Origin of the sequence: Nonomuraea sp. K271, assembly GCF_009908215.1 — a bacterium.
GTDB lineage: Bacteria > Actinomycetota > Actinomycetes > Streptosporangiales > Streptosporangiaceae > Nonomuraea > Nonomuraea longispora.
This window is the reverse complement of sequence record NZ_JAAAHR010000006.1, coordinates 46,958-67,491: the sequence shown is the minus strand read 5'-3', so window position 1 is coordinate 67,491 and position 20,534 is coordinate 46,958. Positions and strand designations below refer to the sequence as shown.

Sequence of the window (20,534 nt, the reverse complement as noted above, 5' to 3'; positions counted from 1 at the left end):
GCCGTGCCACACCACCCCGAGGGGTACGGCCCTGCGCTCCACCGCGCCATGACTTCGTGGTGGCGCATGGGGTCGCGCGGCCGTTCTGACGGCCTCACCGGCGATCAGGCAGGTGGGGAGAGTTGCCCGCGCACCCAGGCGACATCGGGGTTGACGTGTGCCTGGCCCGTCACCACGACGGTCGGCACCGTCTCGTTGCCGTTGTTGGCCGCCCTCACCGCCGCCGCACCGTCCGGGTCACGCCAGATGTCGACCCAGTGCATCCGGTGGGCGTTGCGGCCCAATCGGATCCGCAGGCGCAGGCAGTATCTGCACCCCGGCCTCCAGTAGACGATCGGCCGGCCGTCGACCGCGCTGCGGCGCTGCGCCTCCACCGCGGCGATCGACCGCGGGAAGACCAGCGACGAGTGCATGACGGCGAGGAGCCCGAACACCAGCAGCAGAGCGACGGCCGCGCCGGGAGCACCGCTGGACACTTGGGTGATCGCCGCCAGCAGGCCGCAGACCGCGAACACCGTCGGCATGGCCCAAGCGCGCCTCATGGGACGCAGGCTACCGCCATCGTGCGGGTGGACGGGTCGCCGAGTAAAGTGCACATGATGCGCAGTTGTCAGCTACGAGAGGCGGCCATGGCACCGGCGATCGATGATCCGCACAACGCGCGCAGCCGGCGCACCCGCGACGCCCTGCTGGCGGCGACCAGGGAGATCCTGGAGCGTGACGGGTTCGACGCCCTGACGATGGCCGAGGTCGCCGCCCGCGCGGGTGTCTCCCGGCGCGCGGTCTATCTGCACTTCCGCTCTCGTACCGACCTGGTGACCGCGTTGTTCGGGCATGTGGCCGGGCGGGAAGGGCTGGCGGAGTCGCTGGCCGAGGTGTGGAAGGCTCCCGACGCGGCGGAGGGGCTGCGGGCGTGGGTACGCCACCTGGTCCGCTACCACCCGCGCCTGACCGCGATGAACCACGCGCTGAGCCGGGTCGACCCCCACGACGCCGACGCCGCCCGGCACAAGGAGACGGTCGCGATCGCCCAGATGGACAACTGCCGCCGCATCGCCGCCCGCCTCGCCGACGAGGACCGGTTGGCGCCCCCGTGGACCGTCGACACGGCGGCCGACATGCTCTGGAGCCTGATCTCGACCGACCTGTTCGACCGCATGATGGTCGGTCGGGGCTGGCCGGAGGAGCGGGTTCTGGAGCATCTGCTCGTGCTCTACGAGTCGACGTTCGTGCGCTGAGCAGTTCATCGACATCACCGGGCCGGTATGGCAGCAGGGGCTGCTGGCCGACAAGGTCTATGGCGCCTTCGGCTCGGCCGGCACACGACACGGCGGGCACGAAAGCACACTGCTCTCGCTGCACACGATCTTCTACCACTGGGGCGGCATCATCGTCCCGCCCGGATACACCCACTCCATCCAGTTCCAGGTCGGCACGCCGTACGGCACCACCCACCTCGACAGTGACGGCGAGCCCGGCGAACTGGCCCTGGAAAGTGGCCGCTACCAGGCGCGGCGCGCGGTGGAGACGGCGGCGAAGCTCAAAGCGGCCCGCGTCCCGTCGTGATCACGGGAACGCCGGACTGCGGGCGACGGGCGGCCGTGGGTGCGCCGCCCGCCGCCCGTACGTCACTCGCGGCGTCTGCCGTACATGCCGACCGACAGCGAGACGCCCAGGGCGGCCAGGGCGACCTGGATGCCCAGCTCGATCCAGTCGATGCCGCCGGTGTCGGCGACCCCGAGGGCCGCCGCGACGGCCGTGCCGATCAGCGCGGCGACGACGCCGATCACGATGGTCAGCCAGATGGGGATGCGTTGCCGCCCTGGGATGACCAGCCGCCCCAGAGCGCCGATCACGATGCCGATGATGAGACCGGAAATGATGCCGGTGATCTCCACGCTGAACTCCCGAAACTCGGTGGTCCGCCTGCCTGCTCAACGATCCTGCGGCGACGGCGGTTCCTCCGGCCGCGCAGGTTGTGCGCGCGTGGCCAGATCGAACAGGGTCGTCAGCTCTCTGGCGTAGCCGGGCAGGTCGAGGTCAGGCGCGCTCTGCAGCAGGAAGGGCAGGCCGTCGATGCTCCGCTGGATGGTCGCGGCCATGACGAAGGTGTCGAAGTCGCGGAACTCGCCGTTGTCCTGGCCCTTGCGCAGGATGGCCTCGACGTGGCCGACGACGTTGCGGTCGTTGGCGGCGTCGTAGGAGCGGCTGCCGCCCTCGACGTCTCGGAAATTCAGGAAGATCGCCATCAGGGCCTGCATCTGGACGCGGTGTTCGGCGATGAACTCGATCGCACCGGTGATGTACGCGCGCAGTTCGCCGCGTGCGTCAGGGTGGCCGGTCATGCGTTCGGCGATGAACGGGCCGAGCCGCCCGTAGACCTCGGCCACAACGGCGCTCATGAGTTCGGCCTTGCCCGCGAAGTGGTAGGAGATCAGCCGGGTGCTGCTCAGGCCGGCGCGTTCGGCGATCCGGGCGAACGTGGCCTGGCCGTAACCGAGTTCGGCGATCGTGTCGATGGTGGCAGTGATGATCTGCGCGCGGCGGGCGGTCGCCGTGAAGGTGTGAGGGGCATCGGTTCCTGCTGGCACAGGTAATTGTATCCGGATTGATCGGCCGCCGACAATCACGCTCCGCGCGGCCCAGTGACGCTGCGTGTCCCCAGCTTCTCGTGCGCCTGCCGCGCCTATCGTGACGCCTCTCCCTGCTCGCAGCCGCAAACAGTGAGCACCGATCCCCGGCGTTCGCCCCCGACGCACGCGTCAACGGTCTGGAGGAAGCAGGTCACCAGGTGGAAAGTGGGGACGGCCAAGCCGGCGATCGTTCCGGGGGCAGCACTACCCGATCACGGTCCCGGTGGAGTCCGCGTTGACCGTTCGCCGACGGGAGAACGCCCCGAGATCGACGGTGAGACCGGTGTGCTCACCGCGGTACTGCACCGGGTGGCTGTCGTGGTCGTGCCCGTTCTCCACGGCAGCGACGATCGCCGCCATGAAACGCCCGGCGACGGGTGCGTTCTTGAACTGGTTGCCGCTGGTGCCGATCGCGACGTAGAAACCGTCGAGCGAGGTGCGGTCGTAAAGGGGAGTCCAGTCCGTCGAGACGTCGTACACACCGGCGATGCCGCTTGGCCGCGCCGGCACACTCAGGTTGGGAAAGCGCCGTGCGGCGCGGGTCACCTGCGCGTCGAAAAGCGCCACTGTCGGGCGGAGGTTCGCCTCGTCCGGATCGTCCAGCCACTGCATCGGGTCGCATTCCGGCTCGGTGCCACCGACATAGAGCCCGTTGCCGGGTGCGCCGCGCAGATAGGTGCCCAGGTCCAGGTCCGCGATCACCGGTCCAGGGCGGTCGCCGTGATTGAAGTTGGGGGGTGCGGTCACGAAGTGCACCTCTTGCCGCATCGGACGGGTCGTGATGGCGAAGTCGTCACCGACGCCTGCCATCTGGTTGAAGGCCGACGACCACGGTCCCGCCGCATTGACCACGATGGGCGCGTCCACCTGTTCGCCGTTCGCCAGGGCGACGCCGGCGACCCGGCCGCCGGTTCGTCGTACGGCGGTGACCTGACTGTCGTACACGAACCGCGCACCCGCATGGCCGGCGGCGTCAGCGAGGTTGACCGCAGCCAGCGTGGGATCGTCCACCCAGCCTGCGTCCGGGGTCCACAGGGCGCCGAGTTGCTCCGTGGGATCTGCCCAGAACCCGTCGTCGTCGAGCCTCTTGGGTGGCCAGAACCGGCCCACGTCGAGTCCCGGGATCCGCTCTGCCAGCAGGGACGCATCCCACGTCTCGTAAGGGATGCCGGCCCGATCGAACAGCGGCACCACCCTCTCCTTCGGCGCCACGTCGACGTCGAGGAACACCATGCCCGTCCGCCAGAACCGGGCCATTCCCGCCTGGTCCACGAACCCGAGGTGGTCCGGCCAGCTCTCCCAGCAGTGTCGGGCCTCCCACGCCGCGGCGACGCCGGGAAAGGTCGAGTAGTTGAACCGGACGACCGCGCTCGATGCGCTCGTCGAGCCCTGTCCCGGCCCTCCGAGACGATCGACGACGACGACCCGGAAGCCGGCGCGAGCAAGTTCGAGAGCCGTCGACGAGCCGATCACGCCGGCGCCGACGACGACGACGTCCGCGGTGATAGTCACCATGCCATCCTTGCCCGATGCGGCGCCCGGCCGTCACCGTCACCTGTCGAGGAAGGGAACCCATGGCCGCGCCACCGGATCAGCGCGCCGCACCCAGCCGTCACCGCAGTGGCCGGCCGGCCATATTGGCGACGTGGTCGGGGATGGCAGTCGCGGTGCGGAGCTTGGGGTCGGACAACGGCTCGCCCCAGGTCTGCGTGAGGGGTAGCACCCCGGCCCAGATAGGACGGTCGTAGTCGCCGGCCTCGCCGTTCGGCGGACCTTGCCGTACCTTCACCGAGGCCTCCTCCAGTGGAAGGGCGATCACTATCGTTGCGGCCAGTTGCTTGCGGGTGGGGGCGTCCAGCGTCGCGCTGCGCCCCGGCACGAGCTGGTCGGCCGCGGCGCGCAGCCCCGCAACCTGCTCGCGCTGGTCGGTCACGAGCCGTCCCCGGCCGTAGATCATCGCGGAGCGGAAGTTGACGGAGTGGTGGAACAACGAGTTCGCCAGGACGAGCTCGTCGACGTCCGTCACCGACACGCAGAGCTCAGCGCCGTCCCTCGCGGCGGTGAGCACCTGGTTGGCGACGGATCCGTGCAGGTAGAGGGTGTCGTCGATCCGACCGTAGACCATCGGTACCACCCGCGGGCACCCCTCCACGACTGCGCCGACGAAGCACATCAGGCCGTCGTCCAGGATCGCCTCAAGGTCGGCGCGGTCTGTCCGACCGCGCTCGGGGAACCGGCGCAACCGTGTACGCACAGTTGCGGACAATGAGCGCGCTGCCTCATCCATAGCAACCTCACACACTAGGTTTTAAATGTAGCATTGCACATGAATGACCACCGGGAAAGGGCCTGTTCTCCATCGCTTCAAGCAGTACGCAGCGGACCGTGAGGCCGAGGCCCCGCTGGTGGGGGCCGGCTCGTCAGGACCCGGCGGCCTTCTCGGCGGGCCAGGCACGTCGGGAGCGCAGGATGTGGTGCTCGACGAGTTCCTCGGTGCGCTGGCGGTCTCGGTCTTTGATCGCTTCCATGATCTCGAGGTGCTCGTGGGCCGAGCCGGCGAGGCCACCGCTGGCGGCGAGCTTGCTCACGTCGAAGATCCGGGTCTGGTTCCTGAGCTTCTCCACGATGCTCACGAGTCGAGGGTTGCCGGAAAGAGCGAGCAGGCCGAGATGGAACTCCTGGTCGTTCTCCAAGTAGGTCTCGTAGTCGCCGCTGCCGGCCAGGTCCGGCAACCGGGCGGCGAGCTCGAGCAGTCGAGGCAGGTCGTCGTCGTTGCGCGACTCGGCGATCTCTCCGCTCGTCGGCACCTCAAGGAGCACTCGAAGCCTGAGAATGTGGTCGAGATCCTGAGGGGTGAGGTCGGCGACGCGATAGCCGCGGCTGCGGACCGCGACGACCAGTCCCTCGCTCACGAGATCCAACATGGCTTCCCGCACCGGTGTCGCGGACACGCCCAGCTGGCCGGAAAGAGCGGAGACCGAATACAGCACTCCCGGCGCGATCCTGCCTGTGAAGATCGCCCTTCGAATCGCGCGCGCCGCCTGTTCGCGGAAGCTCGTCGACGAGATATTGCCGAGTTCGTTGGCCACCGTCAATCCCGCTCCATGTGTGCGTTATATGTTGTACAGCATACTTCACATAGTGGTTCCGGCCGGTCGGTCAACAGGTGGCTGGCGAGGGCAGTGACGGTAACGCCACACCTGGATGCCGCCGAGCAGCCATACCGGATACTGCAGGCACATCGCCCATCGGTATGTCTCGGCGGGCGGGGATGCAGAGCCGGCGTCGAGGACGATGCCTATGGCGAGGACGACGAGTACGGACGCGCCGAAGCCGCCGAAGTTGACGATCCCCGTCGCCCGGCCGAGCTGTGATCCAGAGACGGACGTACGGACCATGTCAAAACCGATCATCGACGCCGGGGCGCAGATCCCGACGGCCACAGCAAGCACACCGAGCAGCGCGAGCGGCGCGTCTCCGGGCCAGAGCAGCGCGGCAGTCCACGTCAGGGCGGCACCGGCCAGAACGGCCATGACGATCGTCGGCCTCAGCCGGCTGTGCCGGGCGACATAAGCGCCGATCAGTGGCCCGCCGGCGACGACCACGGCGGTTGGCAGACCGACCATGACGGCAGCGGTCTCCCGCGCGACGTGCTCTGACTGGATGAGGTACGGATAGCCCCAGAGCAGGCAGAACACGTTGAAGGGAAACAGAAGCGCGAAATGCGACCAGAATCCCAGCTTCGTGCCCGGGTTGCGCCACGTCACATGTACGTCGCGGATGATCGTAGGCAAGCTGTCCGGAGCGCATTTCCCTGACCGGCGGGGTGTGTCCCTGACGACCACGAGGGCGAGTACTCCCACGACGACCCCGAACGATGCGCTGACCAGGAGCGTCGCCGTCCAGCCGAACGCGAGCAGCGACCGGGAGAGTGGTGCCGCGGCGGCGAGCGCGCCGAGTCCGCCGACAGCCGCCGTGGTCGTGACCATCACCATCGAGCGTCTCTGTGGGAACCAGGCGGTGACGAGACGGAGCACGCTGATGAGGATCATGGCGTCACCGGTTCCGACGAGCATTCGTGCGACGAGAGCACCGATGTACTCACCCGTGACGGCGAACCCCAGTTGGGCGCAGGTCATCACGGTGGCTCCGGCGACGAGCAGGCACCGGGGGCCGAATCGGTCGACCAGCATGCCGACGGGAATCTGCATCGCCGCATAGACGAGCAACTGACCTACGACCAGGCCGCCGAGCTGTGTCGCGGTGATGTCGAAACGATCCACGGCGGCGGGGCCGGCCGCGGAAAGCGCCGACCGATAGAAGGCGGCGACCACATAGACGAAAACCGCCGCAATCCACACGGCATACCCCGTGCGGGGCGGTGGAGGTGGCGATCGAAGCCCGGCCGCCGCGCCGGCCTTGCCCCTGGGCGCCGCACGATGGCCGCACTGATCGCTCAAAGTCGGTTCCGCTCATTCACATATAATACTTTACCTACTACATGTGCTATTTTAAATAGAAGATGGCCACAGCATGGAGGATGAGATGAGCGTTCGTGTGTGCGTCGCCGGCGCCACCGGCTGGACCGGCCGCGCCGTCGCCGCAGCGGTCATCGAAGCTCCTGACCTGGAGCTGGTATCCGCCGTGAGCCGCTCCGCAGCCGGCAGCGACCTCGGCACGGCGTGGGGGCAGGACACGATCGGCGTCCCCGTGCACGGCCGGCTGGCCGAGGCGCTCGACGACGTCGACGTGGTCGTCGACTACACCTCGCACGAGACGATCCGCGCCCACACCATCCAGGCCATAGAGCACGGCGTGCACGTGGTCGTCGGATCGTCAGGACTGAGCGCGCGCGACCTCGAGGAAATCGACGAGGTCGCGCGCATGGCCCGCGTCGGGGTGTTCGCCGGGGGCAACTTCTCGCTCGGCGCCACGGTTCTGACCCAGGCGGCGCTGCTGGCCGCACAGTATCTGCGGACCTGGGAGATCGTCGACTACGCGTCGCAGAACAAGCCGGACGCGCCGAGCGGGACGGCCAGGGAGCTCGCCGAGCGGCTCGCCGAGCACGGCCCGCCCACGGTCGACCGTCCTGTCGCTGACACCGGAGGCCATGTCGAAGCACGTGGCGCGACCGTGGCCGGCACACAGATCCACTCCCTGCGGTTGCCGAGTTACGAGCTGGCCACCGAGGTGATCTTCGGCGGGGCCGATGAGCGTCTGGTGATCCGGCACGAGAGCGGGCACAGCGCGGAGAAGTTCGTCGCGGGCACGCTGCATGCGATCAGGAGCGTGCCGGGTGTCATCGGCGTCGTTCGCGGCCTGGACCCTGATGCCCTGGCCCAGCAGACGTGACGCATAGCCGGCGCCGCGGCGCAGCCGGGACTGCCGGACTGTCGACAGCGTGGTCCGCTCAGGCGCGCGATGTCTCGATCCCCGCGCCGGACATCACACCGTTCGATCCGCGTCGCTGACCTCCCGTGACCGGGGTTCGACCGTCCCCGCGAGCAGCATGACCGGGTCGCCGACACTGACCGGACCGGGCCGGACGACCTGGGCGTGCACGCCGAACGGCAAGGGCTCCGTCGTCGCCAGGTCGCCTCGGTAAGCTGCCAGGTGACGGAGCGTCTTGAGGTCCATGACACCCGTGTCGGCGTGCCGGGTCGTCGCGGCGCAACGGCCCACATGCCCGGCGATCCGCAGGACCGCCTCGCCCACCTGAAGGTCACGGCCGACCCATTGGTCCTCCTCGTGCGCGTCGAGGCCGGAGAACCCGAAGGTCATGCGGAAACGTCGGTGATCGATCGGCTCGGCCAGCCCGGCCACCTCACGCAGCCGCTCGAGCGAGGCGAGTGACAGCACGGAGACGACGCCCTGCCTGCGGTCGAACGACAGCCACCCGGGTGGCGTGGCCATCAGGCGCAAGGAGACGCCGCAGTGCTCGGACAGCGCCGCCGAGAACTCGCCTTCGACCGGACGGGCGCGCAGTTCCGTGTCGAAGAAGCGCACTCGCGTCGCAGCACCCAGCCGCACCGTATCCGCCACCGAACGGCCGTCGGGGAATCGCAGGGCGAGCCGGCCGGCCACTGGGTCATGATCGGGCACGACCGCCGCAAGGGGGCCGACACGCTTCATGCTGATCATCACGTTCCGGTCGTCGACGACGAAGAACGCCCTGTCGCCGGGCACGCCGTCGGCCGTCAGCCGCACCTCGCTGCGCGGGAGCAGACGGAGGCCCTTGACCGGCGCCACCGAGATCCAGTCGACCGCCATTCGCCGGCCCATGCCACCTCCACAATCGTCACGTGAGCCAGGTCCCCGTCGGCCGGGGTATGGACTCGATGAGCTTCTTCGTGTACTGGTCCGCCGGGCGTGCCAGCACCTCGTCGACGGGACCCGACTCGACGATGTCGCCCCGGTACAACACGTAGACGCGATCGACGATCTGACGGACCATCGCCAGGTCGTGGGTGATGAAGAGGTAACCGATGCCGCGGTCGCGGTGCAGCCTGGTGAGCAGGTTGAGGACCTGTGCCTGTGCTGACATGTCGAGCGCGGAAAGAGGTTCGTCGAAGACGAGGAGCTTCGGGCGGACCGCCAGCGCACGTGCGATGGCGACTCGCTGCCGCTGGCCACCGGACAGGATAACCGGTTTGCGTTGTGCCAGCTCCGCGGGCAGACCGACGGACTCGAGCAGCTCGGCGACCCGGGCCGAGGGGTCGGTCGCCGACGGGTCGTGCAGCCTGACCACCTCCTTCAGGGCCGACCCGATGCTGCGCATGGGATTGAGCGACGAGTAAGGATCCTGGAACACCATCTGAACGGTGTGGCTCAGTCTGCGTCGGTCGCGGGCATCGAGGCGAGACCCGGCGTTCACGGCGACTCCGTCGACGACGAGCTCGCCGGACGTGATGCGCTCCAAGCCGACCAGCGATCGAGCGAGGGTCGTCTTGCCGGATCCCGACTCGCCGACCAGCCCGACGCTCTCGCCGTACCCGATCTCGAACGAGACGCCGGCAAGGGCCGGCGCCTGGTCACGGCGGCCGTCGAACACTTTGCGCACGTCACGACCGCGAACAAGAGGTCCGCCCGATGGCGGCCGGGCCGGCGGGAGTGGCTCGGCGAGCCTCATGCGGGAGCGCGGGTGCGCCATCTCGCCGTGGATCTCGCGTACGCGGGTGCACGCGGACAGGTGGCGCGGCGCCACCTCGGTCAGGGGCGGCGTGCCGTTCCGGCAGGTCGGCGTCGACCAGGCGCAGCGCGGCTCGAACGCGCATCGGCCGGCGACGTCGTCGGGCACCGGCACCGCGCCCGGTATGCCGGTCAGCTCCGCCACGCGGCGGTCCACCGGTGGTTCGGAAATCAGCAGGCCGTGGGTGTAGGGATGCATCGGTGTGCTCTCGAGCTCGGCGGCCGCCGCGGCCTCGACCAGGTGACCCGCGTAAAGGACGTAGACCCGGTCGCACATGGCGAAGGCGACGCGCAGGTCGTGGGTGATCAGGACAAGCCCCATGCCTCGAGCGGCCTGGAGCTTCTTCAGCAGCAGGAGGATGTCTTTCTGCGTCGTGACGTCCAGAGCCGTCGACGGCTCGTCCGCGATGAGCACCTGTGGCTCGGACGCGATCGCCGCGGCGATGGCAACGCGCTGACGCATGCCGCCGGAAAGCTGGAAGGGATAGCGATCCGCCACGGCTTCGTCCGTAATGCCCACCTCGGCCAGCCGCTCGATCGACTCGGCGCGACGCTGCCGCCTGGATGTGCCCCGGCCGGCGTCGGGCAGCGACTCCTCGATGACGAGACCGCACTTCCTGACGGGATTGAGCATCGTGAACGGGTCCTGCATGACGAAACCCAGCTCCGAGCCGCGGATCCGGCGCCATTGTCGTTCGGTCAGTTCGAGCAGGCTGCGTCCGCCGTAACGGATCTCGCCACGTGACACGAACACGGAAGGCGGGAGCAGCCCGACGACGGCTCGGGCGGTCATCGACTTCCCGCTGCCCGATTCGCCGACGATGCCCACCGTCTCGCCGGCCGCCAGGGAGAGATCCAGCGAGGACACGATGGTCGTCGCAGTGCCCCGTCCGGCTGCCTCGATGCGCAGCCGCCGTATTTCCAGCGCGGGCTCGTCCACGGATTCCACCTCGTTCATCGGCTGAGGCCTCGCTCGGACAGGCGTTGGTACACCCAGTCACCCAGCAGGTTCACGCACGTCGCGGTGAGGATGAGCAGGCACCCTGGCGCCACGACCGAAGCCGGGTTCTCGAACAGGTTCGTGCGGTTCTCCGCGATCATGAGGCCCCAGTCAGGTTGGCCGGCATCCGCGCCGAAGCCGAGGAAGGACAGGCCCGACAGTGAGACGAGCGCCATCGCGAACACGAGGAAGGAGTTCGCCACGGTCACCGCGGACACATTCGGCCAGACATGGAAGAGAGTGAGACGCCACCACGGGACACCGAGTGTCCTGGCCGCCTCGACGTACGGGCGGGGCATCTGCTCGAGCGCGGCGCCGCGGATGACGCGCGCGTCGAACGGGACGAGCAGGACTCCGAGCACGGCGACGGCCACCCAGTAGCCTCCGCCGAGCGCTCCGATCACGACCACCGCGACGAGCAGGCCGGGGAGCGCGAGCATCAGGTCGACCCAGCGCATGACGACACTGTCGACCCACCCTCCACGGCATCCGGCGATCAAGCCGAGGGCGTTGCCGAAGACCATCGACACCAGCGTGACGATCAGTGGTCCGAGGAGGGCGGCCCGCGCGCCGACGATGACCCGCGACAGGATGTCGCGCCCAAGCGCGTCCGTCCCGAGCCAGTGGCTCTCGGTGGGCGGACCGAGCCCGATGGTGAGATTCGCGCCCATCGCATCGTACGGCGCCATGGACGGCCCGAGGGCGAGCGCGCATATGACCGCGAGAAACGCGAAGCAGAGGCCGGCCGTCACGTCCGACCGGTTGGCGGTGCCATGCCGGCCGGATGCCGCCCTCTCGCTGACTCCGTTCATGCCGCCCGCCCTCCAAGTCGCACGCGGGGATCCACGGCCATGGAGAAGAGATCGGCGACCAGGTTCGCGGCGATGACGATGACGGCGACCAGCATCACCACTCCCTGGACCATCGGCACGTCCTTGGCGGCGACGGCCTGCACGAGCAGGCTTCCGATCCCTTGCAGCGAGAACGCGACCTCGACGAGGACGGCGCCGACGACGAACTGGATGAAGGTGAGCGCGCTGATCGTCGTGATGGGGATCAGCGCGTTCCGCCCCACGTAGCGGAAGAGCACGGTGGTGATCGACAGGCCACGTGCGCGCGCGAACACGACGTGATCCTGGTCGAGCACCCCGAGCATCGCGGCGCGGGTGTGCTTGACCAGGAAGGCCGTGCTGGAGGTGGCGAGTGCGAGCGCCGGCAGCGTGAGGTGCCACAACGTGTCGAGGAAATCGGTGCCCTGCCCGAAGGCGGGGAACACCGGCACGAGGATGGCGAAGGCGTACAGCAGCAGGAGCGCGGTCGCGAACGCCGGAGCACTGAGCCCGACGAGCGTCGACGCCACGATGGCGCGGTCGAGGATGCTGTTCCTTCGCAACGCGGCGAACAGGCCGAGCAGGACGCCGGCCACGGTCGTCAGGACGAAGGCGTAGCCGCCGAGGATAAGAGAGACGCGCAGCCGTGCGCCTAGTTCATCGGTCACGGGCAGCGCCGTCTGGATGGACTGGCCGAAGTCGAGCGTGACGGCGTCCTCCACCCAGATCCAGTACTGGGTCAGGAGCGGCTCGTCGAGGTGGTGCTCGGCCCTGAGGCGCTGCAGTTGCTCGGGCGAGATCGATCCCTTGCCGCCGGCGAGGATCTGCTCGGCGCTTCCCGGCGAGAGGTACACCAGCGAGAACACCGCAAGAGAGATGACAGCCAGCAGCAGGCATGCCGCCACGAGACGCTTGAACAGAAGGAAGGCCGTGCTCCGCACACTCATCGTCGCTACGCCTTCGCCTTGATGGACAGCGCCCATGGCTGGACCGAGTACATCTCGTCGAACCCCGGCCAGACGAACTGCTCGGAAAGGGCGACGTACCCCTCGAGCGAGTAGAGCGGCACGTAGGGGACGTCCTCCGACACCTGGTGCAGCAGGTCGCGGTAGATAGACAGGCGCTTCGCCGGGGTGTCGGTACGCAGGCCCACCCGGACCAAGCGGTCGACCTCTGGCTTCGTGTAGTCGGCGACGTTGGTGCCGCCCTCGGTGGCGGCGGCCGAGTCCAGCAGGATGCCGGGATAGAAGCTCGGGTCGGGCACCGTGCCGCAACCGATCGGCATGGTGAAGACGGGGATGTCCGCACGGGGTCCGTAGAGCTGCTTGAGCCACTGACTGTTCGGCACCCTCTTGACAGCGATCCTGATCCCGATCTTGGCGAGGCTCGCTGCGAGCGCCTGGTTGGCGATGCTGGTCTCGGTCAGGTTGGACGACGTGTTGATGGTCGCGCTGAAACCGCCGGGGTACGCCGAGCGGGCGAGCTCCGAGCGCGCCTTGTCCAGGTCGTACTCGTAGGTGGGGAGCGACTCGTAGATCTTGTCCGCTTCCGCGGCGGGCACGGCGCCGTCCCACATGGGCCGGGGGATGAGTCGGGAGGTGGGAGTGACGTCGTCGCCGAGGGCTTTCACGATGCCTTCCCTGTCGACTGCGTGCGCGACCGCCCGCCGGACGTGGATGTCGCTCCACGGCTCCAGCTTCGTGTTCATGCTCATGACCATGGACGAACAGGTCGGTCCGCTGCTGACCAGCTTCGTCCCCGATATCGACTCGTACGAGCGCGCGTCGGCGGGGAACGCGACGTCGATCTCGCCGGCGCGGAACGCGAAGGCGGCGCTCGTGTCGTCGGCCAGGAATTCGATCTTGATCTGGTCGAATGCCGGTCGGCCGTTCCAGTAGTTGTCGTTACGGACCAGCTCGACGCCACGGGTGGCGGCGAGGTCCGCGAACTTCCAGGGGCCTGTGCCCATGACCAGCACACCGGGCTTCCCGTGGGAGTCCCCGTGCTTCTCTGCGAACGCCTTCTGGAACACGGGAGCCAACGTCGGCGTGTATTTCCAGCTGGCGTCGGGATGCTTCAGCGTCACGCGCACGGTGTCGCCATCGTCGGCGGTGATGTCCCGCACGCTCGCGAAGAACGACGCCAGCTGCGACTTCGCCCGGCGCGCGTGGTTCATCGAGAACGCGACGTCGTCCGCGGTGAGTGCGGAGCCGTCCCAGAACGTGATCCCTGGCCGCAGTGTGTAGAGGTAGGTCGTCGCATCGGGATGCGCCACCGATTTCGCGAGGTGTGGTTCGAGCTTGCCGTCGGGGGCGACCCGCATGAGGCGCTCCACGCCGAGCGACGTCACGGTGAAGCCCACCGAGCTCGTGCTCGCGGTGTCGTCGAGGGTGCTCACCGTACCGGTGAGTCCCACGGTCAGCACGTTGGTGTCTGCTTGGGACGCGCTGTTCGTGCAGCTCACCGAGCATGCTGACGTCAGCGCCAGGCATGCCGTGATCATCCTGAGGCTCATGCTGCTCTCGACCTCTCTCCTTGCGCTCGGCGCGACAGAGACATGAATGGAGGACGTGGGGGGTGCCGACGGGCGGCGGCCGCGGTCGGGTGGATGCAGGGCCACGCTCCGCACCGTTGACCCGAGGCTGAGCCATGGGGGCGCGTCGCGACATAGTAATATCTTACATTGAAGGTACTACATATGGTATGACCGAGGCTAGCGTGGAGTCAACCAGGTCGCCGGTGAGGCGTTCGCCGACCGGCAAGGAAGAGGTGTGCACCTTGGTCAAGAAGGCACAGGCCCGGCTCGTCGACGTCGCACCGGAGCTCTACGAGTTCCTTCTGAACGGAACACTTCCGCCGCCGGAGTTCCCCGCGTCCGCCATCACGTGCGAGACGGTCCAGGTCACGATGCGGGACGGGGTGCGACTCGCGACCGACGTCTACCTTCCGCCGGTCCACCGAGCGCCGGTCCTGGTCAGCCGCGGCCCGATCCCCCGAGATGTCGAGGCGTTCGGCGTGACAGCGGCGTTGACGGCATTCGCGCGGCGCGGCTACGCCGTGGTGTCACAGGACTGCCGAGGAACCGGCGAGAGCGAGCCGGCCGACTGGGACTACCTGGTGCACGAGCGGGAAGACGGCCCGGACCTCATTGACTGGATCTGCGAGCAGGAGTGGTACGGCGGGTTCATCGCGTCGTGCGGCGGGTCCTACACCGGTCTCACGCAGTGGTGCATGTCGGCGAACCCAGCGATGTCGGCGATCGCGCCGGCGGTCAGCGGACTCGGGATCGCCGTCAACACCGTACATCTGTACATGTTCGTCAACTCTTATGCGCGGGTCGTCGGCAACGGCGCGGACAAGGTGCCCGTTTCCCTCTTCGACATGGAGCGGGTGTTCGAGCAAGAGACACTGGCAGGCGGCTACTTCAACGAGCCGTTGCAACTGCCGCTGCCGGAGTGGCTGGTGCAGGAGTACCCCGTCGTCACGGGCATGCACCCGGCCGAGGCACGACAGTGGTTGTGGGAGCGCTACTGCGGTCTTTCGAGCGCGCGACGCGCTGAGTTCGTTCGTCGAGCGAGGGGCGTCGACCACGTGACGATGACGGACATGGAGGCCATGTCGGACATCTTCGGCCACCGCATCTCTCATGCCAGGCACATCATGCCGCACGCCGACCCCGCGGAGATGTGCCGGCTCGTCACCGCTCCGCCGCTGATGCTCACCGCGTGGTACGACTGGGGCGTCAACGACGCCCTCGCCACGTTCCGGATGCTGCGCCGCGAAGGACGCCCCGAGGTCGCCGACGGCGCGCGCATCATCATCACCCCGAGAGCGCACAACCGGCCTGGATACCGGCTGGGCACCGACGAGCATCCCGAGCTGGTGCGTGCGTCGAACATGCTGGACCAGGTCGGCTTCCTCGACCACTGGTTCACCTCCGTACGCAACGGCACGACGGAGTCCTGGCCGAGGGTGACCTACTACCTGATGGGCGCCAACGAGTGGCGGACGGCGTCCGACTGGCCGGTGCCGGAGGCGACGGAACGTGCCTTCTATCTCGGCGGTGAAGGGGTGCTCTCGACGAGCCCGCCGGCTGCGGACGCCGAGCCGGACGTCTACGCCTACGATCCCGAGGATCCGACGCCTACCGTCGCGGGGAGTTTCGTCTCGTTCCACTACACCCCGGGCAGTGGAGACGTGAGCGAGGTCCAGCGACGCGGTGACGTGCTGGTGTACACGACGCCGCCGCTCGATGAGGATCTCGACGTCGTCGGCCCGCTCCTCATGGTCCTCTACGCCGGCTCCAGCGCGGTGGACACCGACTTCAACGTCCGCCTCAGCGACGTCTGGCCGGACGGCCGCGCGTTCCACGTCCAGAGCGGGATGCTTCGCGCCCGCTACCGCACCGATGACGGCGCACCTGAGCTGCTCGAGCCCGGGAAGATCTATCGACTCGAGGTGGACATGTGGGCGACGGCGATGAGGTTCAGGGCCGGGCACCGCCTCCGCGTCGACATCTCCTCCGCCGACTTCCCCCGCTTCGACAGGAACACCAACCTGGGCGGCGAGCCCGGCGCTCCGGTCGTCGCCACCCAGACGATCTACCGTGACCGGGACCATCCGTCCCACCTTGTCGTCCCCGTCGTCGACACCTCGGCGACGGAGGAATGAGCCGCAGATGGACACCGCACGCCTGCACGCCGACGCCCAGGTCGTCGACGCGCACAACGACCTGATCCTCCTCGTGGACCACATGGACAAGCGGGGCAGGACCGACCACTTCGCTGAGTTCTGGCTACCCGAGCTGCGGGCCGGCGGAGTCGACGTCCAGGTGCTGCCCATCTGGATCGACGAGGACCACCAGTCCGAGGGAGCCCTGCGCCGTACGTTGCTCCTCGCCGAGCGGATCCACGAGCTGGCCGTCCAGTACCCGGATGACGTGGCGATCTGTTCGACGGCGGCGGACATCGACGCGGCGAACCAGAGCGGAAGGATCGCGCTCGTCATGGCGATCGAGGGGGCACATGGCATCGGCCAGGACCCGAAGCTGATCAGGACCATGTTCAGGGCCGGCGTGCGCGTCGCGTCGATCGCGCACTACGGCCGCACCTTCCTCGCCGACGGCAGCGGCCTGGACGACACGGCTCGGGGCGGACTCACCCCGCAGGGCATCGAGGTGTTCACCGAGATGGAGCGCCTCGGCATGGTCTTCGACGTCAGCCATCTCGGCGTCAACGGCGTGGAGGACGTGCTGAACCTCGCCAGCCGGCCGCTTCTCGCCACCCACTCGACGTGCCTCGTCATCACCGACAACCATCGCAGCCTCGGCGACGACCAGATCAGACGGATCGCCGCACTGGGCGGCGTCGTCGGCGTCGCGGCCGCGATCCCCTGGTTCATCGACCCGCACAACCCTACGGCCGACCGCGTCGTCGACCACATCGAGCACGTCGTGGACATCGCCGGCATCGACCACGTCGGGCTCGGGCCCGACATCATCGACGACTACTTCCAGGAGGTCTGGGGCGGCTGGCCGGCGCACGCCGGAGATCCGAGCGGCAACGCCGGGGCCATCGGCCCGTACGAACCCGCGGAGATCAAACGGCCGTCGGACCTCGTGAAGGTCACGGACGCGATGGTACGGAGAGGTTTCGGCGAGCAGGACGTCAAGAAGGTCCTCGGCGACAATGTGATGCGCGTCTTCCGCCAGGTCATGGGCGTCCCGTCGCAGCGGGAACGGTCGTCGTCGTGATGGCCGGGACCGACCTGCGGCGCCGGCTCGAGACGCTGCGACGCGGGCACGGCGTGCCCGGCTTCGTCGTCGGTGCTCACCATGCCGGTCGCACTTCGGTCGCCGCCTGCGGCGTCGCGAACCTCGACACGCAGGCCGAGATGACTCCCGACACCGCGTTCCTGACCGGATCCGTCACGAAAGTGTGGACGACCGCCCTGGTCATGACATTTGTCGAAGAGGGCAAGATCGACCTTGACCAGCGGATCGTGGACTACGCGCCGGACGTCCAGTTCGGCGCGGACACAATGGCGGCCGGGGCGATGACCGTCCGGCAACTGCTCAACCATTCCAGCGGTACTGACGCGGGCGACTATCTCGTCGACACCGGCCCGTACCCGGACGGGGTGGACCGTTACGTCGACCTGCTGCGTCACGTCGGAAAGCTGCACGAACCAGGCGCCACCGCCTCCTACAACAACGCCGGCTGGTTCGTCGTCGAGGTGATTCTCAAGCGACTGACCGGCAAGAACTTTCTCCAACTGCTCCAGGAGCGGGTGATCGACCGACTCGAGCTCGAACGAACCAGCGCAGACCCCAGGAACGCCGGCATGCATCACACCGCCATCGGCCACTTCCCTGCGGCGCAGGGGCACGTGCCGACCACGCGGTTCATGTTGCCGGAGACGCTGGCCGCGGCGGGATCGACTCTGATCACGACGGTCGGCGACACGCTCCGTTTTCTGCGCGCATTCCTCGACCCTCCGGACCTCGTGAATCAGTTCCTCGCGCCGGCGTCCGTCACGGCCATGCGCACACCGACGGTCGCAGAACCGCCCGGGCCCGAGACCGGTTACTGCCTGGGCTGGCGCTATACCGCACGCGAGGGCGGACTGGTGTACTCCCACGGCGGCGGCTCCAACGGAGGCACGGCGTTCGCCGTGCTCTCCCCACGCGACGACCTGGCATACATCGCCTTCGCCAACTCGAACGCGTCAGCCGCTCTCCACGCGGATGCGCTCGAACTGTTCCTCCCTCCCGAACGATCTCCGCTGCGCCTCCCGCACCAGGACCACGACGCAGAAGCCCTTGGGCTCAGCCGGTGCGCCGGAACCTACCTGCGTAAGAGCAGAAGGCTCACCGTCACGCCGCACGGCGAGAGGCTGCGCGTGAGGGTCGAACCCGTCCTCGAGGACCTCCAAGGAGCCGAGATCTACGAGACGGGAGCCGCCACGGAGTTCGACGCCGTCCCGGACGGCCCGCGCTCGGCCGTCGCCGACATGGCCGGCCTCTTCGACGGCCGGACCCGCCTGCACTTCTCCCAGGCGGATCACACCGGTCGCTACCAGCTCGTCTACCTGGACGGCCGCCTCGCGCGCCGGGGAGAGCCCGCACTTTCTGGAAGGGATGAGGATGACTGAACACGTGCGACAGGGTGAGCCGCCTCGAGGCGAGGTCTCGCCGCAGCTGACGTCCGTCACACGCCTGCACCGTGGGCTCCGGGTGCCCATGCGCGACGGCGTCGAACTGGCGTTGGACCTCCGGCGGCCCGACCTGCCAGGTCCATTGCCCGTCATCTTGATGCGTACGCCCTACGACAAGGTCGGCGGTCACCGGGCCGAGCTGTACGAGCGGTTCGCACAGGCGGGCTACATCATCGCGTTCAACGACTGTCGCGGCCGGTTCAACTCCGACGGGGTGTTCCAGCCGTACGCCGACGAGGCCGACGACGGCTACGACACGGTGGAATGGATCGCCGCGCAGGAGTGGTGCGACGGCAACATCGGGATGATCGGCGGTTCGTACGCGGGGCAGACGCAGTGGTTCGCGGCCTCCCGACGCCCGCCGCACCTGAAGGCGATCGTGCCGATGTGCTCGCCACCAGGCTCGCCGTGGCAGAACGAGCCGATCCTCGGCGGCTGCTTCATGTTGGGCATCGCCGAGTGGGCCGTCGCCATGGGCGCACGCTCCTGGCAGACAGCCGATCCGGGAAGCGTGCTCACGGGGCCGCAACCGTACTTCGACACCCTGCCGCTGGCCGCTGTGCCCGACAGCACCGGGGAGAGCCCGGACTGGTGGCGCGAGATGACCGAGCATCCCACCTTTGATGACTATTGGCGCCGGCGTTCGTACGACAACCATGCCGAGATGGACGTCGCGTCCTTGAACGTCACGGGATGGTGGGACCTGAACTTCCCGGGTGCACCGTCCAACTACCAGGCCATGCGAAACAGCCGGGCGAAGTCCCGGCAGAAGCTGGTCATCGGCCCGTGGCCGCACTGGATCAACACCCACCGGGAGCTCAACGGCGTCGACTTCGGCGAGAGCGCGATCATCGAGCTCAACGACTACGTCCTGCGCTTCTTCGACCGTTGGCTGAAAGGCGTGCCCAACGGGATCGAGGAAGACAAGCCGGTTCACGTCTTCGTCGTCGGCGCGAACGAGTGGTGGGCGGAAGACGACTGGCCGCTGCCTGACGCGGAGGACATGCCGCTCTACCTCCACTCCGGCGGGCAGGCGAACAGCCTCGACGGCGACGGCATCCTGACCCTGGAACCCCCGAGCATGGAGGAACCTCCCGACAGTTACCGGTATGACCCGGCCGACTGCGGTGCCCGCCCGTGGAGCTTGCACGACGGTCCGATCGACGACCGTCCCGGCTCCAAGCGTAACGACTGCCTGTGTTACACGAGCGAGCCGCTGACCGAGCCGCTGGACGTCGTCGGCTGGATCACCTGCCAGCTCTACGCCTCCTCGTCAGCCCTCGACACCGACTGGCACCTGCGGCTCACCGACGTACACCCGGACGGAACCGCGCGCTTCCTGTGCCGCGGTGCGCTGCGCGCCCGGTTCCGTCGCTCATTCGAGCATCCCGAGCAGCTCGAACCCGGCATCCCCACGCTCTTCGAGATCGGCATGGACGCCTGCGGCGTCCGCTTCCTCCCCGGTCACCGCATCCGGGTCGAGGTCAGCAGCTCGGGCTTCAGCCGGTACGACCGCAACACCAACTCGGGCGCGAGCAACTTCTTCACCGATGACACCGTCGTCGTCGCGGAGCAGCGCGTGTACCACGGCCCGGACCAGGCCAGCCGCATTCTGCTGCCCGTCGTGCGGCGCCACGCCGGCCCGGCGAACGATTGATCCCAAGGAGC

At 68.3% G+C, this 20,534-nt stretch carries 18 protein-coding genes; 6 read left to right on the top strand and 12 right to left on the bottom strand.

Annotation, left to right across the window (positions count from 1 at the left end):
- Window positions 1-104: 104 nt before the first annotated feature.
- The gene (locus GUY59_RS03445) at window positions 105-542 is read right to left on the bottom strand and encodes a glutaredoxin domain-containing protein (protein ID WP_138200317.1); all 438 of its coding nucleotides are present in this window, start codon (window positions 540-542) and stop codon (window positions 105-107) included.
- A gap of 87 nt (window positions 543-629) precedes the next feature.
- On the opposite strand from GUY59_RS03445, the gene GUY59_RS03440 reads away from it, so the two are divergent.
- On the top strand, window positions 630-1,238 hold the full coding sequence (locus GUY59_RS03440; protein WP_161714369.1) for a TetR/AcrR family transcriptional regulator: 609 nt from the start codon (window positions 630-632) through the stop codon (window positions 1,236-1,238).
- 390 nt (window positions 1,239-1,628) lie between these two features.
- Here GUY59_RS03440 and GUY59_RS03435 read toward each other — a convergent pair whose 3' ends face one another.
- From GUY59_RS03435 to GUY59_RS03410, 6 genes are all read right to left on the bottom strand, one after another.
- On the bottom strand, window positions 1,629-1,898 hold the full coding sequence (locus tag GUY59_RS03435; RefSeq protein ID WP_138200319.1) for a GlsB/YeaQ/YmgE family stress response membrane protein: 270 nt from the start codon (window positions 1,896-1,898) through the stop codon (window positions 1,629-1,631).
- Window positions 1,899-1,934: 36 nt separating this feature from the next.
- Window positions 1,935-2,630: a TetR/AcrR family transcriptional regulator gene (locus GUY59_RS03430; protein ID WP_201760455.1), complete on the bottom strand. Its 696-nt coding sequence runs from the start codon at window positions 2,628-2,630 to the stop codon at window positions 1,935-1,937.
- A gap of 207 nt (window positions 2,631-2,837) precedes the next feature.
- Window positions 2,838-4,148, bottom strand: coding sequence for an NAD(P)/FAD-dependent oxidoreductase (locus GUY59_RS03425; RefSeq protein ID WP_138200320.1), 1,311 nt, complete (start codon window positions 4,146-4,148; stop codon window positions 2,838-2,840).
- Window positions 4,149-4,245: 97 nt separating this feature from the next.
- Entirely contained in the window at window positions 4,246-4,887 is a 642-nt protein-coding gene (locus tag GUY59_RS03420) for a pyridoxamine 5'-phosphate oxidase family protein (RefSeq protein WP_330849129.1), read from the bottom strand.
- 166 nt (window positions 4,888-5,053) lie between these two features.
- Entirely contained in the window at window positions 5,054-5,722 is a 669-nt protein-coding gene (locus tag GUY59_RS03415; protein ID WP_161714368.1) for a GntR family transcriptional regulator, read from the bottom strand.
- A gap of 45 nt (window positions 5,723-5,767) precedes the next feature.
- Window positions 5,768-6,994: an MFS transporter gene (locus GUY59_RS03410; protein WP_161714367.1), complete on the bottom strand. Its 1,227-nt coding sequence runs from the start codon at window positions 6,992-6,994 to the stop codon at window positions 5,768-5,770.
- A gap of 184 nt (window positions 6,995-7,178) precedes the next feature.
- On the opposite strand from GUY59_RS03410, the gene dapB reads away from it, so the two are divergent.
- Entirely contained in the window at window positions 7,179-7,985 is an 807-nt protein-coding gene (gene dapB, locus GUY59_RS03405) for a 4-hydroxy-tetrahydrodipicolinate reductase (protein ID WP_138200324.1), read from the top strand.
- A 93-nt stretch (window positions 7,986-8,078) separates the two neighbouring features.
- On the opposite strand, the gene GUY59_RS03400 is transcribed toward dapB, so the two are convergent.
- Genes GUY59_RS03400 through GUY59_RS03380 form a run of 5 tightly spaced genes read right to left on the bottom strand, consistent with a single transcriptional unit; the run spans window position 8,079 to window position 14,166 of the window.
- The gene (locus GUY59_RS03400; RefSeq protein WP_138200325.1) at window positions 8,079-8,915 is read right to left on the bottom strand and encodes an MOSC domain-containing protein; all 837 of its coding nucleotides are present in this window, start codon (window positions 8,913-8,915) and stop codon (window positions 8,079-8,081) included.
- Between the two features lie 16 nt (window positions 8,916-8,931).
- The gene (locus GUY59_RS03395; protein WP_161714366.1) at window positions 8,932-10,761 is read right to left on the bottom strand and encodes a dipeptide ABC transporter ATP-binding protein; all 1,830 of its coding nucleotides are present in this window, start codon (window positions 10,759-10,761) and stop codon (window positions 8,932-8,934) included.
- A gap of 14 nt (window positions 10,762-10,775) precedes the next feature.
- Window positions 10,776-11,633: an ABC transporter permease gene (locus tag GUY59_RS03390; protein WP_138200327.1), complete on the bottom strand. Its 858-nt coding sequence runs from the start codon at window positions 11,631-11,633 to the stop codon at window positions 10,776-10,778.
- Window positions 11,630-12,598 (bottom strand): ABC transporter permease, encoded by a 969-nt coding sequence (locus GUY59_RS03385; RefSeq protein WP_161714365.1) that lies wholly within the window; start codon window positions 12,596-12,598, stop codon window positions 11,630-11,632. The genes GUY59_RS03390 and GUY59_RS03385 overlap by 4 nt, the downstream gene beginning before the upstream one ends.
- Before the next feature lie 5 nt (window positions 12,599-12,603).
- On the bottom strand, window positions 12,604-14,166 hold the full coding sequence (locus GUY59_RS03380; protein WP_138200329.1) for an ABC transporter substrate-binding protein: 1,563 nt from the start codon (window positions 14,164-14,166) through the stop codon (window positions 12,604-12,606).
- Window positions 14,167-14,354: 188 nt separating this feature from the next.
- Between GUY59_RS03380 and GUY59_RS03375 the strand changes: the two genes are divergently transcribed.
- Genes GUY59_RS03375 through GUY59_RS03360 form a run of 4 tightly spaced genes read left to right on the top strand, consistent with a single transcriptional unit; the run spans window position 14,355 to window position 20,523 of the window.
- Entirely contained in the window at window positions 14,355-16,322 is a 1,968-nt protein-coding gene (locus GUY59_RS03375; RefSeq protein ID WP_161714364.1) for a CocE/NonD family hydrolase, read from the top strand.
- 7 nt (window positions 16,323-16,329) lie between these two features.
- The gene (locus tag GUY59_RS03370; protein WP_138200331.1) at window positions 16,330-17,403 is read left to right on the top strand and encodes a dipeptidase; all 1,074 of its coding nucleotides are present in this window, start codon (window positions 16,330-16,332) and stop codon (window positions 17,401-17,403) included.
- Window positions 17,403-18,803, top strand: coding sequence for a serine hydrolase domain-containing protein (locus GUY59_RS03365; RefSeq protein ID WP_236666802.1), 1,401 nt, complete (start codon window positions 17,403-17,405; stop codon window positions 18,801-18,803). The genes GUY59_RS03370 and GUY59_RS03365 overlap by 1 nt, the downstream gene beginning before the upstream one ends.
- On the top strand, window positions 18,796-20,523 hold the full coding sequence (locus tag GUY59_RS03360) for a CocE/NonD family hydrolase (RefSeq protein ID WP_161714363.1): 1,728 nt from the start codon (window positions 18,796-18,798) through the stop codon (window positions 20,521-20,523). The genes GUY59_RS03365 and GUY59_RS03360 overlap by 8 nt, the downstream gene beginning before the upstream one ends.
- The last annotated feature ends 11 nt before the right edge of the window (window positions 20,524-20,534 follow it).

What these genes read in the sequence shown, in the direction of transcription:
- GUY59_RS03425 (WP_138200320.1), bottom strand. Translation starts at nt 4,148, where the DNA reads ATGGTGACTATCACCGCGGACGTCGTCGTCGTCGGCGCCGGCGTGATC.
- GUY59_RS03445 (WP_138200317.1), bottom strand. Translation starts at nt 542, where the DNA reads ATGAGGCGCGCTTGGGCCATGCCGACGGTGTTCGCGGTCTGCGGCCTG.
- dapB (WP_138200324.1), top strand. Translation starts at nt 7,179, where the DNA reads ATGAGCGTTCGTGTGTGCGTCGCCGGCGCCACCGGCTGGACCGGCCGC.
- GUY59_RS03400 (WP_138200325.1), bottom strand. Translation starts at nt 8,915, where the DNA reads ATGGGCCGGCGAATGGCGGTCGACTGGATCTCGGTGGCGCCGGTCAAG.
- GUY59_RS03360 (WP_161714363.1), top strand. Translation starts at nt 18,796, where the DNA reads ATGACTGAACACGTGCGACAGGGTGAGCCGCCTCGAGGCGAGGTCTCG.
- GUY59_RS03375 (WP_161714364.1), top strand. Translation starts at nt 14,355, where the DNA reads ATGACCGAGGCTAGCGTGGAGTCAACCAGGTCGCCGGTGAGGCGTTCG.
- GUY59_RS03390 (WP_138200327.1), bottom strand. Translation starts at nt 11,633, where the DNA reads ATGAACGGAGTCAGCGAGAGGGCGGCATCCGGCCGGCATGGCACCGCC.
- GUY59_RS03370 (WP_138200331.1), top strand. Translation starts at nt 16,330, where the DNA reads ATGGACACCGCACGCCTGCACGCCGACGCCCAGGTCGTCGACGCGCAC.
- GUY59_RS03440 (WP_161714369.1), top strand. Translation starts at nt 630, where the DNA reads ATGGCACCGGCGATCGATGATCCGCACAACGCGCGCAGCCGGCGCACC.
- GUY59_RS03365 (WP_236666802.1), top strand. Translation starts at nt 17,403, where the DNA reads ATGGCCGGGACCGACCTGCGGCGCCGGCTCGAGACGCTGCGACGCGGG.
- GUY59_RS03385 (WP_161714365.1), bottom strand. Translation starts at nt 12,598, where the DNA reads ATGAGTGTGCGGAGCACGGCCTTCCTTCTGTTCAAGCGTCTCGTGGCG.
- GUY59_RS03380 (WP_138200329.1), bottom strand. Translation starts at nt 14,166, where the DNA reads ATGAGCCTCAGGATGATCACGGCATGCCTGGCGCTGACGTCAGCATGC.